Source organism: Winogradskyella rapida (assembly GCF_042675845.1).
Taxonomy (GTDB): domain Bacteria; phylum Bacteroidota; class Bacteroidia; order Flavobacteriales; family Flavobacteriaceae; genus Winogradskyella; species Winogradskyella rapida.
In genome coordinates, this window is the sequence record NZ_JBHTKM010000010.1 from 370,207 (window position 1) to 386,224 (window position 16,018).

At 35.6% G+C, this 16,018-nt stretch carries 19 protein-coding genes; 12 read left to right on the top strand and 7 right to left on the bottom strand.

Going from position 1 to position 16,018, the window contains the following annotated elements; translation table 11 throughout:
- Positions 1–7: 7 nt before the first annotated feature.
- From ligA to ACFQ13_RS03520, 5 genes are read right to left on the bottom strand one after another with little or no spacing between them, the layout of a single operon-like run.
- Positions 8–2,002, bottom strand: coding sequence for an NAD-dependent DNA ligase LigA (gene ligA, locus ACFQ13_RS03500; RefSeq protein WP_386114062.1), 1,995 nt, complete (start codon positions 2,000–2,002; stop codon positions 8–10).
- Between the two features lie 5 nt (positions 2,003–2,007).
- Complete coding sequence (locus ACFQ13_RS03505; RefSeq protein ID WP_386114064.1) at positions 2,008–3,060, bottom strand: hypothetical protein; 1,053 nt, start codon at positions 3,058–3,060, stop codon at positions 2,008–2,010.
- Between the two features lie 25 nt (positions 3,061–3,085).
- Positions 3,086–3,667: an LOG family protein gene (locus ACFQ13_RS03510; protein WP_386114066.1), complete on the bottom strand. Its 582-nt coding sequence runs from the start codon at positions 3,665–3,667 to the stop codon at positions 3,086–3,088.
- 1 nt (position 3,668) lies between these two features.
- Positions 3,669–4,535, bottom strand: a complete 867-nt coding sequence (gene prmC, locus ACFQ13_RS03515; protein ID WP_386114068.1) for a peptide chain release factor N(5)-glutamine methyltransferase — start codon at positions 4,533–4,535, stop codon at positions 3,669–3,671.
- Positions 4,536–4,537: 2 nt separating this feature from the next.
- Positions 4,538–5,029 (bottom strand): GNAT family N-acetyltransferase, encoded by a 492-nt coding sequence (locus ACFQ13_RS03520; protein WP_114310464.1) that lies wholly within the window; start codon positions 5,027–5,029, stop codon positions 4,538–4,540.
- A 62-nt stretch (positions 5,030–5,091) separates the two neighbouring features.
- Here ACFQ13_RS03520 and ACFQ13_RS03525 point away from each other — a divergent pair, with 62 nt between their 5' ends.
- The 5 genes from ACFQ13_RS03525 to ACFQ13_RS03545 are packed head-to-tail and all read left to right on the top strand — an operon-like array spanning position 5,092 to position 8,714.
- Positions 5,092–5,550 carry an LEA type 2 family protein gene (locus ACFQ13_RS03525; protein WP_114310465.1) on the top strand — a complete coding sequence of 153 codons (459 nt, stop codon included), beginning with the start codon at positions 5,092–5,094 and terminating at the stop codon, positions 5,548–5,550.
- Between the two features lie 2 nt (positions 5,551–5,552).
- Positions 5,553–6,605 (top strand): bifunctional diaminohydroxyphosphoribosylaminopyrimidine deaminase/5-amino-6-(5-phosphoribosylamino)uracil reductase RibD, encoded by a 1,053-nt coding sequence (gene ribD / locus ACFQ13_RS03530; protein WP_386114070.1) that lies wholly within the window; start codon positions 5,553–5,555, stop codon positions 6,603–6,605.
- Positions 6,606–6,649: 44 nt separating this feature from the next.
- On the top strand, positions 6,650–7,261 hold the full coding sequence (locus ACFQ13_RS03535; protein WP_386114071.1) for an HAD family hydrolase: 612 nt from the start codon (positions 6,650–6,652) through the stop codon (positions 7,259–7,261).
- Positions 7,258–8,109: an EamA family transporter gene (locus tag ACFQ13_RS03540; RefSeq protein WP_386114073.1), complete on the top strand. Its 852-nt coding sequence runs from the start codon at positions 7,258–7,260 to the stop codon at positions 8,107–8,109. Before ACFQ13_RS03535 ends, ACFQ13_RS03540 begins: the two co-directional genes overlap by 4 nt.
- Complete coding sequence (locus ACFQ13_RS03545; RefSeq protein ID WP_386114075.1) at positions 8,109–8,714, top strand: IMPACT family protein; 606 nt, start codon at positions 8,109–8,111, stop codon at positions 8,712–8,714. Before ACFQ13_RS03540 ends, ACFQ13_RS03545 begins: the two co-directional genes overlap by 1 nt.
- Here the strand turns inward: ACFQ13_RS03545 and ACFQ13_RS03550 are convergent.
- The gene (locus tag ACFQ13_RS03550; RefSeq protein WP_386114076.1) at positions 8,709–9,116 is read right to left on the bottom strand and encodes an acyl-CoA thioesterase; all 408 of its coding nucleotides are present in this window, start codon (positions 9,114–9,116) and stop codon (positions 8,709–8,711) included. The genes ACFQ13_RS03545 and ACFQ13_RS03550 overlap by 6 nt on opposite strands.
- A 200-nt stretch (positions 9,117–9,316) precedes the next feature.
- Between ACFQ13_RS03550 and dnaA the strand changes: the two genes are divergently transcribed.
- From dnaA to ACFQ13_RS03585, 7 genes are all read left to right on the top strand, one after another.
- Positions 9,317–10,744, top strand: coding sequence for a chromosomal replication initiator protein DnaA (gene dnaA / locus ACFQ13_RS03555; protein ID WP_114310470.1), 1,428 nt, complete (start codon positions 9,317–9,319; stop codon positions 10,742–10,744).
- 11 nt (positions 10,745–10,755) lie between these two features.
- The gene (locus tag ACFQ13_RS03560; RefSeq protein ID WP_386114077.1) at positions 10,756–11,214 is read left to right on the top strand and encodes a low molecular weight protein-tyrosine-phosphatase; all 459 of its coding nucleotides are present in this window, start codon (positions 10,756–10,758) and stop codon (positions 11,212–11,214) included.
- 58 nt (positions 11,215–11,272) lie between these two features.
- Positions 11,273–12,694, top strand: coding sequence for a PQQ-dependent sugar dehydrogenase (locus ACFQ13_RS03565; RefSeq protein ID WP_386114079.1), 1,422 nt, complete (start codon positions 11,273–11,275; stop codon positions 12,692–12,694).
- The gene (locus ACFQ13_RS03570) at positions 12,694–13,410 is read left to right on the top strand and encodes an SAM-dependent methyltransferase (RefSeq protein ID WP_114310473.1); all 717 of its coding nucleotides are present in this window, start codon (positions 12,694–12,696) and stop codon (positions 13,408–13,410) included. Before ACFQ13_RS03565 ends, ACFQ13_RS03570 begins: the two co-directional genes overlap by 1 nt.
- Positions 13,411–13,508: 98 nt before the next feature.
- On the top strand, positions 13,509–14,159 hold the full coding sequence (locus ACFQ13_RS03575; RefSeq protein ID WP_386114081.1) for an AbiU2 domain-containing protein: 651 nt from the start codon (positions 13,509–13,511) through the stop codon (positions 14,157–14,159).
- Between the two features lie 175 nt (positions 14,160–14,334).
- Positions 14,335–14,754 carry a hypothetical protein gene (locus ACFQ13_RS03580; RefSeq protein ID WP_386114082.1) on the top strand — a complete coding sequence of 140 codons (420 nt, stop codon included), beginning with the start codon at positions 14,335–14,337 and terminating at the stop codon, positions 14,752–14,754.
- Complete coding sequence (locus ACFQ13_RS03585) at positions 14,744–15,178, top strand: hypothetical protein (protein ID WP_386114085.1); 435 nt, start codon at positions 14,744–14,746, stop codon at positions 15,176–15,178. The genes ACFQ13_RS03580 and ACFQ13_RS03585 overlap by 11 nt, the downstream gene beginning before the upstream one ends.
- A 97-nt stretch (positions 15,179–15,275) precedes the next feature.
- Here the strand turns inward: ACFQ13_RS03585 and ACFQ13_RS03590 are convergent, their stop codons facing one another.
- The gene (locus ACFQ13_RS03590; protein ID WP_114310477.1) at positions 15,276–15,932 is read right to left on the bottom strand and encodes a peptidoglycan-binding protein LysM; all 657 of its coding nucleotides are present in this window, start codon (positions 15,930–15,932) and stop codon (positions 15,276–15,278) included.
- Positions 15,933–16,018 lie beyond the last annotated feature (86 nt).

The following is a 16,018-nucleotide window of genomic DNA, read 5'->3' on the forward strand; positions in this document are numbered from 1 at the left end:
TAAGAATTTATTTCATTTTATTCAAAAAAGACATTTCCGTTAAAATATTGATATTCAAACGCTCTGCTTTTTCACGTTTACTAGGTCCCATTTTATCTCCAGCAATTAAGAAACTCGTTTTTGATGAAATGGACGACGATACTTTTCCGCCGTTATCTTCAATAAGCTTTTTTAATTCGTTTCTAGAAATCGTTTCAAAAACTCCTGAAACCACAAAAGTCTGTCCTTTTAATTTCTCGGTTTGGTTGGCAAGTTGATCTGCAGAAATTTCTAATTGTACACCAAAACTTTTTAAACGCTCAATAATGGCTTTATTTTCTTCAGCATTAAAAAACTCCACGACACTTTGAGCAATACGCTCCCCTATTTCATCTACGGTAACTAAATCTGTAAGTGACGCCTGCATTAAAGCCTCTACAGACTTATAGTGCTTAGCGAGTTTCTTAGCCACTGTTTCGCCCACATAACGAATTCCTAAAGCGAATAGCACACGCTCAAAAGGAATTTGTTTAGACGCTTCAATACCATTTACTAAATTGACCGCACTTTTTTGAGCCATTCGCTCTAATGGAATCACTTGCTCTACGGTTAGGTCATATAAATCTGAGTAATTAGAAATTAAACCTTCTTTTACCAATAGTGTTACTGTTTCACCACCCAAACCATCAATATCCATAGCTTTCCTTGAGATAAAATGCTGAATACGACCTGCCACTTGAGTAGGACAGCCATTGTAATTAGGGCAGTAATGCTTGGCTTCGCCTTCTAAACGAATCAGTTCTGCATGACACTCCGGGCAATGGCTTATATATTCTGTAGGCAAAGAATCCTCTGGTCGTTTTGTAAGATCTACGGCGATAATCTTTGGTATAATTTCACCACCCTTTTCTACAAATACCTCATCACCTTCACGGATGTCTAGTTTTTCAATTTGATCGGCATTATGTAGCGAGGCACGTTTTACAATCGTTCCCGCCAATTGTACCGGTTCTAAGTTCGCTACAGGCGTAATAGCCCCTGTACGCCCCACTTGATAGGTGATTTTATTTAATCGGGTTGAAACTTGTTCGGCTTTAAACTTATAAGCCATAGCCCAACGTGGCGCTTTTGAGGTAAAGCCTAATTCGTCTTGCTGGTGAAGATTATTAACTTTAACCACAACCCCATCAATTTCAAAAGGTAAATCAAATCGGTGGGTGTCCCAATAATTAATATAATCTAAAACCTCATCTATAGAATGGACCAATTTGGCTTCTTGAGGCACTTTAAAACCCCATGATCGCGCTTTTTCTAAACCATCAAATTGCGATTCTATATTAAGGTTATTGCCCACAATACTATATAGTAAACATTCTAAAGGACGCTTTGCAACCTCGGCACTGTCTTGTAATTTTAAACTTCCAGAGGCCGTATTACGAGGGTTTTTATAAGGATCTTCACCATTTTCTATACGTTCCTCATTCATCTTTAAGAAGCCTGCAATTGGTAATACAATCTCTCCTCTAATATCAAAACGTTCCGGAAAATCGCCCGTTAACTGTAAAGGCACCGTATTTATCGTTTTTATATTACTCGTTACCTCATCACCTTGAACACCATCACCACGTGTTACCGCACGTAGTAATTTACCTTGCTCATAGGTAAGGCTTATAGACGCTCCATCATATTTTAGCTCGCAAGTATAACTTACATCGCCATCTACCATTTTTTTAACACGCGCTTCCCAATCTTGTAAATCTTCTTTAGAATACGAATTATCTAAAGAATACATTCTTGAGTCGTGTACTGTAGTTTTAAAATTTTTAGTTACCGCACCACCTACTCTTTGACTAGGCGAATTGGCATCAAAAAATTCAGGATGCGCCGCTTCTAATGCTTGAAGTTCTTTTAATTTAATATCAAAATCGTAATCGCTAATAGTAGCTTCGTCTAAAATATAATAATTGTAGTTATGCTGACGTAACTCTTCGCGAAGCGTATGTATTTTCTCTTGTATATTCATAGGTGTTATAAAATCGTAATCTTTAAGCGTTGGTAATTTTCATTGTAAGCACCATTTGTTTGCCAATAAGCATTAATGTGTACTACGTTAATTAAAAAGGAATGGTTAGACAACCAAACCCAATCCGGTTGATCTGCAATGGTCCAATTTAAAAAATTTAAATTGTGCATTGTGCTTAACTTTCCGTTTTCAATAGTTCCCCATTGTACAATTCCTCCGCCTTCATAAGGCTCAAAATTAAGGGAAATAATATGTTTTTGATCCGGTGAAATTTGTGGGGCAACTTCAAAAAGTGCCACCTCTTCCCCTGTTGTTTTATCGTACAAGCTAACATCACCACTCTCCCAATATTGTCCTGAAACTACATAGCTGTTCAAAACCTCTAGGTCTCCTAAGTACTGATAAATTTGCTGGCTATCTTCGGCATTTTCATCATTAATATCTTCAATACGCAAGGTGCCACTTGCTGTTGGTAATGCTAAAACTCCGGCTTCTTTCTTATAGGCCTCTGGGTTTGTAAATTCAGTTTCCCGTTTTAAAATCGTCTTAGGCATAGTGCCATCTGCCACCAATTCTAATTTTAAGAGCTTCTTTAAACATTTTGTTGGTGCATTATACTCATCAGTAAGAAAATAATATTGACACAATTCTGAATCGTAAATTCTCACTGCTTCAGCGCTGCATAAATACCCTTCAAAAACATAAGCTTTTACATGACGACTGGAGTTAGCCGTTTCTAAATAATAGTTTATAATGGCTTTTCGCCCTGTTATAACTTGCCCCTGATCATAAACCTCAAAGACCTCATCGGTATACCCTAAAATTTCAACTTGAGCAGCATTAGGCAACTTGCCAATAATTTGATTGTTTTGGTCTCTTACATTCAGGCCATTTTCAGCACATACAAAAGTATTTTCCCTCTTCGCAATGCGCTGCCTTTTCTCAACATTAAGATACTGAGAAGTACGCGCCTCCTCAAGTCTTAATGGCGCTTTGGTTGTTTCGCCATATAAGGAGAAACAACACAGGACTATACATAAGAGTACTAATTTTTGCATGCTTTAAACTTTGGATGGCTTCAGATTAAAGACCTTCTTTATTTAACCACTGCGGTGCAGGTAAAGGTTGGTAATTATTCATTTTTTCTAATAGCCCTTCAATTGTACAATCGATAACGACCGCATCTAAATTTTCTTGTTTTAGAAAGCCACGCTCCACCATCATTTTACTTTGAGCAATAAGCGCATCATAATAGCCATTGCTATTTAAAATACCTATTGGCTTTGTATGCAAGCCTAATTGGCCCCAGGTGGTAATTTCAAAAAACTCATCCATAGTCCCAAATCCTCCTGGAATTATGATAAAACCATCACTTTTATCGTACATAATAACCTTACGGTCATGCATATTATCGGTAATAATTAATTCTGAAAGGCCTGTATGTACAATCTCCTTTGTTTTTAAGAAATTAGGAATAATACCTATAACATCACCTTTTGCATTTAAAGCGCCTTCCGCCACCTTTCCCATAAGCCCAATTTTGGCAGCACCATACACCAAGGCCATTCCTTTTTGAGCTATGGTGTGCCCTAATTGAAAGGCTTCATTTATAATCTGGGGATCATTACCATCACTACTTCCACAAAAAACAGCTATACTTTTCATATTATATTTTTAGTCCTTTAAGCATTCTATCGTTTCCACTAAAATCTTTCAGTAAAACTACATTTTCAAATTCAGTTTCTTTTAATAAGGCTTTAGTTTCTTCGCCTAGATATTGATTAATTTCAAAATACAGCGCGCCTTTAGATTTTAATTTCTGAAGGGCGAAGTTAGTAATGGCTTTGTAAAATAACAACGGATTATCATCTTCTACAAACAACGCTAAATGAGGTTCATTCTCTAACACGTTAGGCTGAATTTCTACTTTCTCTAAAACTCTTACGTAGGGCGGATTAGACACAATGACATCAAAACTGATCTCTGAGGCCCAAGCCGCGTTGGCAGCATCATCTAAAATACTTGCTTCTATCCAAGTGATGTCTACCTTATGCTGTTCTGCGTTTTGCTTGGCCACCGTTAAAGCGTCTGAGCTCACATCTAAGGCGTAAACTTGAGCATTGGGCAAATTTTTGGCTAATGAAATCGCTATACAGCCCGATCCTGTTCCGATGTCTAAGATTTTTAGGTTTTTAGCATCTGAAGCATGAGCCTTTAGTATTAAATCTACCAACTCTTCAGTTTCTGGTCGTGGAATTAATACATTTTCATTCACCTTGAAGTTAAGACCGTAAAATTCGGTTTCCCCTAACAAGTACTGTATGGGCTTTTGTTGCTTTAAATGCTCTAAGGCCTTTATAAAGATTGTTGTTTCATCTTTAGTAATGGTAAATTCTGGCTCTAAGCTGAGTTGAATTCTTGGCACGTTTAAATAATGTTCCGTGCACATATAGAAAAAACTGCCCACTTCATGCGTCCCATATATAGCATCTAATTCGTTATGAAAAATACCTTTAAGCTCTAATAATTTCATCTTTACAACGCTTTTAACATCCATACGGTACATGAATAATGTCCGGTGTTTCCCATTGGTTTTTCTAACGGTTTAAAACCGACTTTCTTATAAAGTTTCCTCGCGTCCTCCATATAAGGTAAGGTTTCTAAGTAACACTGCTCAAATCCTGCTTGTTTTGCAAAATTAAGACAGGTTTCCATCATTTGGCTTCCTAGTCCTTTGCCTCGGGCCTCAGGCATAAAATACATTTTTTGCAATTCGCACACCTTTCCTTCATAGTTTTCTAAAGGTGCTATTCCCGCTCCACCAATAATCTCATCGTTATGTGCCACTACAAAATAAGCTTTATTGGCTTCATTATAGGTTTCCGTCATACAATCTAAAGCCGCATCTTCATAAGCCGTCCCTACTTTAGGCACGCCCATTTCTATTAAAACACTCCGAATAGCTTTGGCAATCTTAGGATTATCCTTCGCTTCAATTTCTCGAATAACAATAGTATCTTTACGCACTAAACTTTAATTTTTAAGGCTGAATTATTTTCGGCGAGAAAGATACATATAAAAAGAATTTTATGCTGAAAAGAGTCTTAATGTTTTCCCTATTTTTTACACTATTGGTCAGTTGTTCTTTCACTAAAAAGCCCGAATTTGTTAGGTTAGAGAACATTGAAGTCATTGACTCTAATTCTAAACAGATCACCATTAGAGCGGAAGCCCTATTTCTAAATAAGAATGATGTTGGGGGCACCTTAAAAACGGACGACTTAAAAGTCTACCTTAATGATTTAGAATTGGCTTCGGTTATTTCTGATGAATTTGATGTGCCAAGGAAAGAAAAATTCACCATTCCGCTAACCGTAAAGGTGGCCACCGAAAGCATAATGAACGATAAAAACTTGGGCAGTCTCCTTGGAAGCCTACTCACTCAAAGCCTACAACTGCATTATAAAGGCGCTATTAAATATAAAATTTTGGGTTACTCCTCTACCTATACGTTAGATGAAATTCAAGATGTAAAAATAAAATTTTAAGATTGACTTCTCACGACACTTACATTAAACGTTGCTTACAAATTGCTAAAAATGGCTTAGGCAGTACAAGGCCCAACCCTATGGTAGGTGCTGTTATTGTTTACAAAGACCAGATTATTAGTGAAGGATTTACCAGTGCTTATGGAGGCAACCATGCCGAAGTAAACGCAATTAACGCCGTAAAAGACCCTTCACTTTTAGAAAAAAGCACGATTTACGTCACCTTAGAACCTTGTAGCCATTTTGGAAAAACACCGCCTTGTAGCGATTTAATTATAGCCCGTAAAATTCCGAATGTGGTTATTGGTTGTGTAGATGATAATCCGGAAGTGGCCGGAAAAGGCATTGCAAGACTAAAAGCAGCAGGTTGCCATGTCACTGTGGGTGTTTTAGAAGCGGAATGCAAAGAACACCACAAGCGTTTTTTTAGCATCCATCAAAAACAACGGCCTTATATTATTTTAAAATGGGCCGAAACACAAGATGGTTTTATAGCGCCTAAATCAAGAAACGAACAGAAACCAGTTTGGATTACAAATAAGTACTCTCGTCAGCTTGTGCATAAGTGGCGTGCCGAAGAGCAAGCCATTTTAGTAGGAACCCAAACCGTGACAGAAGACAATCCTAGCTTAACCGTTAGAGATTGGTCTGGAGCCAACCCTATTAGAATTGTTTTAGATAAAGATTTTAAATTAGCTTCTGAAGCTAACATTTTTAATACCGACGCAGAAACCCTCGTTATTGGAAGTGCAAATCATGAGCATGAAGATACATTACAGTCTAACGTCTCTATAGATTGGAGCTTAAAACAGGACATTGCGAAACAAATCTGTGCGGTTTTATACCAACGTAATATAAATTCTGTCATTATTGAAGGTGGCGCTCAAACGCTACAAACCTTTATAGACGAAAACCTTTGGGACGAAGCTAGAGTCTTTATAGGACCGTCGCAATTTAATAAAGGGGTGAAAGCGCCTAAACTCAACGGACTTTTAGTTTCAGAACAGCCTATTTTAGATGATACGCTAAAGATTTTTAAACCAAAGTCTAAATAACCAATTAACACAACTAATCCCCCCTCTATTAAAGGGAAACACCAATGATTAAAACACTAATTTTCGATTTTGGCGATGTCTTTATCAACCTAGATAAACAAGGCGCTTTACAAAATGCTTTAAATGTATTTCAACTTAAAGCCTTAGATGCAGAAATAAACGCAACCAATGAATATTATGAAATGGGGAAAATGTCTACCGAAGCATTTATTCAGTTTTATAAAACCAGGTTTCCGCATTTAGATGAACAAACACTTGTAGAGGTGTGGAATTCTATCCTTAAAGATTTTCCAGAACATCGTTTAGAGTTTATTCAGAATTTAGCACAGCAAAAGCAATATAAGCTCATTCTGTTAAGCAATACCAATCACTTACATATTGATGCGGTAAAAGCTAGTGTTCCATTTTTTGAAGCCTTTAAAAATTGCTTTGATGTCTTTTATTTATCGCAAGAAATTCATTTTAGAAAACCTAATGCCGATATTTTTGAATTTGTTCTGAAGGAAAACAATCTAATAGCCGAAGAATGTCTTTTTATAGACGATACTAAAGCCAATACGGATACGGCGGAACGCCTCGGTTTTCATACCTGGAATATTGATGAAACCCAAGAAGATGTTGTCACACTTTTTGAAACTAAAAAGGACCTCTTTTGATTTACTTACTTATAAGCATCCTATCCTCTACAGCCATTTTTGTGCTTTTTAAGCTCTTAAAGAAATTTAATATTGATACGCTTCAAGTTATCGTTATAAATTATTTTATAGCTTTCTTTTGTGGGTTTCTATACTATGATGGCGAGGTAAATCCATCTGAGATCGTACAAACTAGTTGGTTTTTCGCGGCTGTAATGCTCGGATTCTTGTTTATAGCCATCTTTAATGTTATGGCCTTAACGGCTCAAAAAAATGGATTATCTGTAGCCTCGGTATCGAGTAAAATGAGTGTGATTATCCCTATTGTTTTTGGTATAATTGTTTTTAATGAAAGTATCGGAGCGCAAAAAATTATAGGGATCCTTATCGCTTTAGTGGCGGTCTTCCTCACTTCCCTTAAAGAAAAAGGAAACGTCGTCTTAAAACAGTCTATCTATTTGCCCTTGATTTTGTTTTTTGGATCTGGAACCATAGATACCTCAATCAATTATTTTGCGCCAGATGATCAAATCCCGCTGTTTTCAGCAACAATATTTGCCATGGCTGCTCTAATCGGCGTTTTGCTTCTAAGTTTTAGAGCCTTAAAAACCAAAAACAACCTAACGCTTAAAGCTATCCCTTTTGGGGTTACCTTAGGGATTGTAAATTATGGCTCCATTCACTTTTTGTTAATGGCCTTACGTGTAGAAAACACAGAAAGCTCTACCCTATTTACAGTAAACCATATTGCGATATTAGCACTCTCTACTATAATAGGGCTCCTTTTCTTTAAAGAACAGATCTCAATAAAAAACTGGATAGGCATAGTCCTAGCCTTAATCGCCATCTTATTAGTTACTTTAGCATAATGGAAAACGATTTATACAAAACCATAAAAGCACCGGCTCAAGGTGAATTATTTAAGGATAAAAACAGTAAGTTTTATGGCTTTGCTTTTCCTGTTACTCATGAAGACCAGGTTAAAGCGCATTTAGAAGCCATAAAAAAGGAGCACTATGCGGCCAGACACTGGTGCTACGCCTACCAAATTGGTACAGAAACCCTTAATTATAGAGCAAATGATGATGGCGAACCCAACAATTCTGCCGGAATGCCAATTTATGGGCAACTCCAATCCTTTGAAGTCACCAATACGCTAATTATCGTTGTGCGGTATTATGGCGGTGTAAAACTTGGTGTTGGTGGTTTAATTAATGCTTATAGAACAAGTGCGCAATTAACTTTAGAAGCGTGCGAAATTATAGAACGCACCATTAACTCCTCTTTTCAACTCCAATTTGAGTATAAAAACATGAGTAAAGTGATGCGTATTTTAAAAGAAAATGACGTGCAAATCACCAATCAAATTTTAGAACTTGATTGTTTATTAGAAATATCAGTTAGAAAAAATCACAGTGAAAAAATATTTGAACTTTTTTCACATTTTTTTGGTGTTGAAATTAAGTCTTTATAAGGTGTAATTTTTCAATTTTTCTAAGAGATATTTTGGACATCGTGTTGGTCGATTTCGTTCCATATTTACAAAAGCCAAAACGGTGTTTCCGGTGACTAATAAGACCTCAGATTCGTTATATATTTCGTAGGAAAATTCTATCGATGCAGTAGGCATTTTTTTAAGCATGGTCTTCACGGTAAGAACATCATCATAGTGGGCAGAATTCTTGTAATTTATGGATAATGAAACAACAGGCAGCATAATTCCATCGTCTTCCATACCTTTATAACTAAGGCCAAACTCGCGTAACCACTCGGTTCTTCCCACTTCAAAATAGGCCGCATAATTGGCATGATAGACCACACCCATTTGATCTGTTTCGCCGTAACGTACTTTTAATTTAGTTTCATTATAATCCATATATTTTAGCTTTAATAAGTATAATTTTGTACATTTAAAATGTTTTTTAAACATGGGAAAAAAAATCTAAAGATTCGACGAAATTAGATTTTTTTTTTAAGAATTTTGTTCACATATTTGCCCTGTTGAAAACTACAAGAGAAATCATTTCTCTTTTTTTTTACTAATCTAATTTATCAATAAAAAACTTAAGTTAACGAATGGGGATCACAGCGCAATCTGTATGGAGTAATTGTCTCGCTTTTATAAAAGATAATATACAACCGCAAGCCTATAAAACTTGGTTTGAACCTATAGATGCTGTCAAACTTTCTGGTAATGCATTGAGTATTCAAGTTCCAAGTAAATTCTTCTACGAGTGGTTAGAAGAACATTATGTAAAGATTTTAAAAGTATCGTTACATAAAGAGCTGGGCGAAGATGCCAAATTGGTCTATGTGATCAAAATGGAGAATACCTACGGGAATAAACAACCATTTACAGAGAAGATACCAAGTGCTAATAGATCAGCCTTAAAATCTCAAGATGTAGATGTGCCATTCAATAACAAAAGCCCTGAGCTTAAAAATCCATTTATAATTCCTGGAATTAGAAATGTTAAGATTGAATCGCAACTTAACCCGAGCTATAGTTTTGAAAATTTCTTAGAAGGAGACTCTAACCGATTGGCTAGAAATGCAGGAATTGCTGTAGCCAACAAACCTGGTGGAACCTCTTTTAACCCGCTTCTTATTTTTGGAGGTGTTGGTCTAGGAAAAACACACTTAGCGCATGCCATTGGGGTAGACATTAAAGACAAATATCCTGAGAAAACAGTACTCTATATTTCTGCTGAAAAATTTACGCAACAGTATATAGACTCTGTGAAGAAAAACAATAGAAATGACTTTATTCATTTCTATCAAATTATCGATGTACTGATCATTGATGATGTGCAATTCTTATCTGGTAAAACAGGTACTCAAGATGTATTCTTTCATATTTTTAATCACCTGCATCAAAACGGGAAGCAAGTTATTTTAACAAGTGACAAGGCTCCTGTAGATATGCAAGATATTGAACAACGTTTATTATCGCGTTTTAAGTGGGGACTCTCTGCTGAATTGCAAACACCAGACTTTGAAACTAGAGTCTCTATATTAAAGAACAAACTTTATAGAGATGGTGTTGAAATGCCAGATGACATTATTGATTATGTTGCAAAACATATAAAAAGTAATGTTAGAGAACTTGAAGGTGCTATTATTTCATTAATCGCGCAATCATCTTTCAACAGAAAAGAGATTACAATAAACTTAGCGAAAGATATCGTAGAGAAGTTTGTTAAAAATACCAAACGTGAAGTCTCTATCGATTACATTCAGAAAGTGGTTTCAGATTACTTCCAAATGGATGTGAATACGCTACAGTCTAAAACAAGAAAACGTCATATTGTTCAGGCACGTCAATTAGCTATGTTTTTTGCAAAAAAATATACTAAAGCGTCCTTAGCAAGTATTGGTTCTCAAATAGGACAACGTGATCATGCCACAGTATTACATGCTTGTAAAACTGTTGACAACCTCTCTTCTACAGACAAACAATTTAGAAAATACGTAGAGGACTTGTCTAAAAAACTAGCCCTTTAAACCTAATTATTATGACACGTATCTTAATGGTGTGTTTAGGTAATATTTGCCGTTCACCGTTAGCACATGGCATAATGCAAGCGCAATTACCTGAAGATCTATTTTATGTAGATTCTTCAGGTACTGCAGCTTACCATATTGGTAAATCTCCAGACAAACGCTCTATTGCTGTAGCTCGTAAACACCATATTGATATTAGTGGACAACGTGCCCGTCAGTTTCAAGTTTCGGATTTCGATACCTTCGATATCATCTATGCTATGGATGATGCTAATTACCGCGACATCCTAAAACTAGCCCGAAATACCGCCGACCAAAATAAAGTAAAACTATTTTTAGAGGCTAATAGCAGCATTCAAAATAAAAATGTTCCAGACCCGTATTACGGTGATGAAACAGATTTTGAATATGTATACAATTTAATTAACGACACCTCTAAAATACTTCACAAAGAACTGATTTACTTATAGATAAGCAGTTTTCACCTCTCTTTTTTGTAAATTAGTAGAGAACCTTAATTCCGTTAAGATGAAAACTTCTAATTTACTGCTCTGTTTTTTGATGCTTACCTGGACAACGTTCTATGGACAAACCTTAGAATTAGAACTCTTCGCCTCTGGGCTTAATAATCCTGTTAATATAAAACATGACGGCTCTGAAAGACTCTATGTTGCCGAACGCGATGGTTATATTAAAGTCCTTCAAACCGATGGCAATGTAGAAGCCACCCCTTTTTTAGATATAGATGCTAAGGTTTCTGACTCAGGAAACGAAAGAGGACTTTTAGGTTTGGCTTTTCATCCTAATTACACCAATAATGGTTATATCTACGTCAACTATATAAATAATAGCGGCAACACTATTATAGCGCGCTACACACGAAGCTTAGAGAATGAGCTTCAAGCCGATCCAAATTCAGAATTAATAATCCTTACTATAACCCAGCCTTATAGCAATCACAACGGTGGAGAAATGGCTTTTGGTGCTGATAATTATTTATACATCTCTACCGGAGATGGGGGTTCTGCTGGCGATCCACAAAATTACGCGCAAAATAAATTAAGCTTATTAGGAAAAATGTTGCGCATTGATGTAGATACCTTTACCGCCTCCGAAAATTACAGTATTCCAACGTCTAATCCTTTTATAAATAATTCAGAAGCACGCCCTGAAATTTGGGCCTATGGCTTAAGGAACCCTTGGAAATTTTCATTTGACCGTCTTAATGGTGCGCTTTGGATTGCCGATGTGGGACAAAGTAATTATGAAGAAATAAACTATGCCACTGAAAGCGAAGCGGCATTAGGTCTTAACTATGGTTGGAAATGTTATGAAGGTAATACCCTATTTAGCTCAACAGCTTGCAATGATAATGAAACTTACACGTTCCCTGTTGGAGGTTATAATCATTTTAACGACGGACTTTCCAAATGTTCTATCACAGGCGGCTATGTCTATCGAGGCACTAATTATCCAAATTTTCAAGGGGCTTATTTTTTTGCCGATTATTGCAGTGAAGAAATTGGTTATCTTGTTTACGACAACAGTACTAACACATGGACAAGACATTTAGAAGCCTTTTCGGGAAACTGGTCCGCTTTTGGAGAAGATCTCAATGGCGAACTTTATATTGCTGATCTCAACGGCGGATTAATCTATAAACTTAAAGATCCTGCGCTTGGTCTTTCCGATTTATCTTATTTTGAAACTTCTGTGTATCCAAATCCTGCACAAAACAATATAAATATTAACTTTGGCTCACATGCGTCTTTAAATGCTGTAAGTGTTATCCAAATTTATGATTTACAAGGACAAAACTTAAAAAGCATTTCTGTGCCGCAGTTAAACACTAGTAGCATAGATATTTCTTCCTTAGCGAATGGTATCTATATTATTAAAATTAGCACTAAAAACGGACAAGAAAACCTACACCAATTAATTAAATATTAATGAGCAATTCTAAAGGCAACCTATACCTTATTCCAACGCGATTAGGAGACAACCCTCCTCTAGAGGTCTTACCTATTTCTATAAAAAAAATAGTTGAGGAACTCGATTATTATATTGTTGAAAACGAAAAAACAGCACGTCGATTTATAAAGCGTATTTCGCCAAGCAAATCGCAACCCAATCTAAAGCTTCAAGTCTTAAATAAATATACCACTGAAGAAGAACGCAATACGTTTTTAAATCCTTGTTTAGAAGGTATTTCAATAGGCTTATTATCGGAAGCAGGATGTCCGGCTATTGCAGATCCAGGAGCAGACATTGCTGGTTTAGCGCACGAAATGGATATAAGAGTGATGCCCTTAGTAGGCCCTTCCTCTATTCTACTGGCCTTAATGGGATCTGGAATGAATGGCCAAAGCTTTACCTTTAATGGCTACCTTCCTATAGATAAAAGTGAACGTAAGTCGAAATTAAAAACCTTAGAGCGCTTATCTTCGGAACACAACCAGTCGCAAATATTTATTGAAACTCCGTATAGAAACATGAAGATGTTAGAGGATTTGGTATCTATACTACACCCTAATACCCGGGTTTGTGTGGCTTGCGATTTAACCTTACCTACCGAGTTTATAAAAACCAAAGCCGCTAAGGATTGGAAACATAATAAGGAAGATTTCCATAAGCGCCCAGCCATCTTTATCATTCAAAAAGACTAAGTCCGTGACGCTTTAAAACCTAAATCACTATAAATACTGTTTTCTTTGGCCATTGACAGTGGTGTATGGTATTTTGTGGTGCGTAAACTGAGAAAAAAATGAGTCCGGAAACACAAAAATTGAAAGAAAGATTATCTGAAATTCGAAATACATTACTCGAACTAGAATATGTAAAAAAGGATATTCAAAGTTTAAGAGAAAGTTACAACTCACAAGAGAAAGAAATCTTAACTGAATCTATATTTTTTAATAGATTATATAGAAACTATATAAGACTATTCATTATAGATGTTTTTAAATTAATTGGAAAAAAGGAAGACCACAATATTCAAAAGCTTCTTGAATTCTGTAAAATAAACTTAAAAAGAATAGATTGGGCAAATTCAATTTCATTACAAGAATTAAATAATTTCAGCGATAATTTATCAACGATTTCTACGAAATTTGATCAAATAGAAGGTTTACGGAATAAATATTATGCACACAACGACAAGAGAAAAAAAACTTATAAATATGATATTTCCTTAAAAGAAAGTTGGGAAATTCTAGAAGGTCTTCAAAATATATTCAGTGAATTAAATTTAAAATTTGATAACCACCACTGGTGTTTTGATATTCTATATACTACTCCAGGTGTTATAAATAATTTGCACAAATTCAAAAAAATCCAAAAATTGACATTAAATGGATATAGTAAACTAGATTCATCTATAGAAATACAAGAACTATTAAAAATAATCAGAGATTAAAAGCCAGCACATAACACCATAAATAATTTATGGCTAGTTCTCCTCTTCTTACAAAAATCCTAAAGATTTTATTTTTCTAATGCGCTACGCTCAGTTCTATTCGGTTTTTATTTGCTAAATTAGTTGCTTAACCACGAAACTAAGTATATCCCGTACATCATCAATAAAACAACGAATGAGTACGGAAAACAAAGATAAACTGGAACAACAAGACAAGACCATCCGAAAAAGTCTTGCAATGGTATTTATTCCAATTTTTCTTGTACTGATCTCGATATCTATTTTTCAAAATAATTCGAAAACCTATCTTGAAAAACAATATAAAAAAATTCGAAATAAGGCCTACGCAGGAAAAGTAACAAACCTATTGCCTGATAATAATAACGGACGCTCAAGAGCAATTCTCATTGATGATAAATTAGAAAAGAAAATACCTTTTTCCTTATACAAAAAACTGACGATTGGAGACTCCCTTTATAAGGAAATGGATTCGGATTTTGAATATTATATCCTTAAAGCAAAAGGAGACACTATAAAAAGAGATGTAAATGACTTCTATCGGAAAAAATATTTTGACCAACTAAATGAAAAATAAAAAGAGTAACACCCAATGTCCTGCAGCACCGCCCAATAAAAAGGAATATATCACCACTATTGGAAAGCTACTAGTCGCTGAACACGGAAAGCACAACTATTATAAGCCAGAAGACGTCAAAAAAGCTTCAAAAAAATCTAAATATTATGATTCTTTAAATGGGATTGATTGGCATTGTTGGGCTATGTGTACCTTCTCATCTCATACGGACTTTGACGCTTATCACAAAATCACAGGAGAAGTTTGCAACTATGTTGAAATGAAAACCGAAATGTTAAGCGGACTGGCCATTTCTACCTCCGATGATTGGTTAGCCATTTCTGATATCGATATTGACGCTTCGTGGTTAGATTTCGGGAGTAGTTTTGACGAACTATTTGAAGGCATTGGCGAATTTATTGGAGGCATATTTGACGGCCTCTAAAAGCCGCACAGACCTCAATACACTACAACATAAAAATGCTCTAAACCTTAAACCATCGTTTAAAATTTAGAGCATTTTCTAATTTTGATTCTAAAGTCTAAAGGGTTACTCTAGCTTTTTTATCGGGCTTAATCATTGAGGTGTCATAACCCGAAAATTTCTTCATATAATACTTTACAGAAGCCCCATAAGCATCAGAGAAATTTTGTCCGCCATAACTACGTAAAAATTTCTTTACACTTCCTGGTCCGGCTAAATGCGCTGCTGCCAAAATACCAGACTCGGTAACTTTAACACCCGCAATATTTTTACCTTCAAAACGCTTAATATCGTTTCTTAAAACCCACTTATTACGTTCCGCATTCGCAATAAATGCTTTTTCTTGTAATTCTGGATTATAGAGAAACTGATTAGGGTTATAGATTCCTAATACTTTTAAGGTTTCTGCCCCAAATTGATATTTACCTAAGTACCCTAAAGTATTTACGGTAAAATAATCACCTCTAGATTCTTTAAAGGCTAAGGCTTCTTTAAACCCTTCAAAGGATTTTCCTAAGTAAGGTGTAAATACATTAGATTTAACGCTGTGATCTGGCGTTGCCATCGCTAAATCTTCAGAAACTGTAAAATCTAATTCCAATCCTTCTGTGGAATACACGTCTGGATTAAGAGCTGAATCTGGATACAAGGCCAAAGCCATAAGTAAACAAATTGAAAATGGTAATACTATATTCTTTACGCTATTTTTAATCATAACAGCTAAATTATTATAGTAAAACGGTTGTTTGAACCATTTCACAAAATTCGCGTGCAAATATACAACATTTTTTCAAATACTGA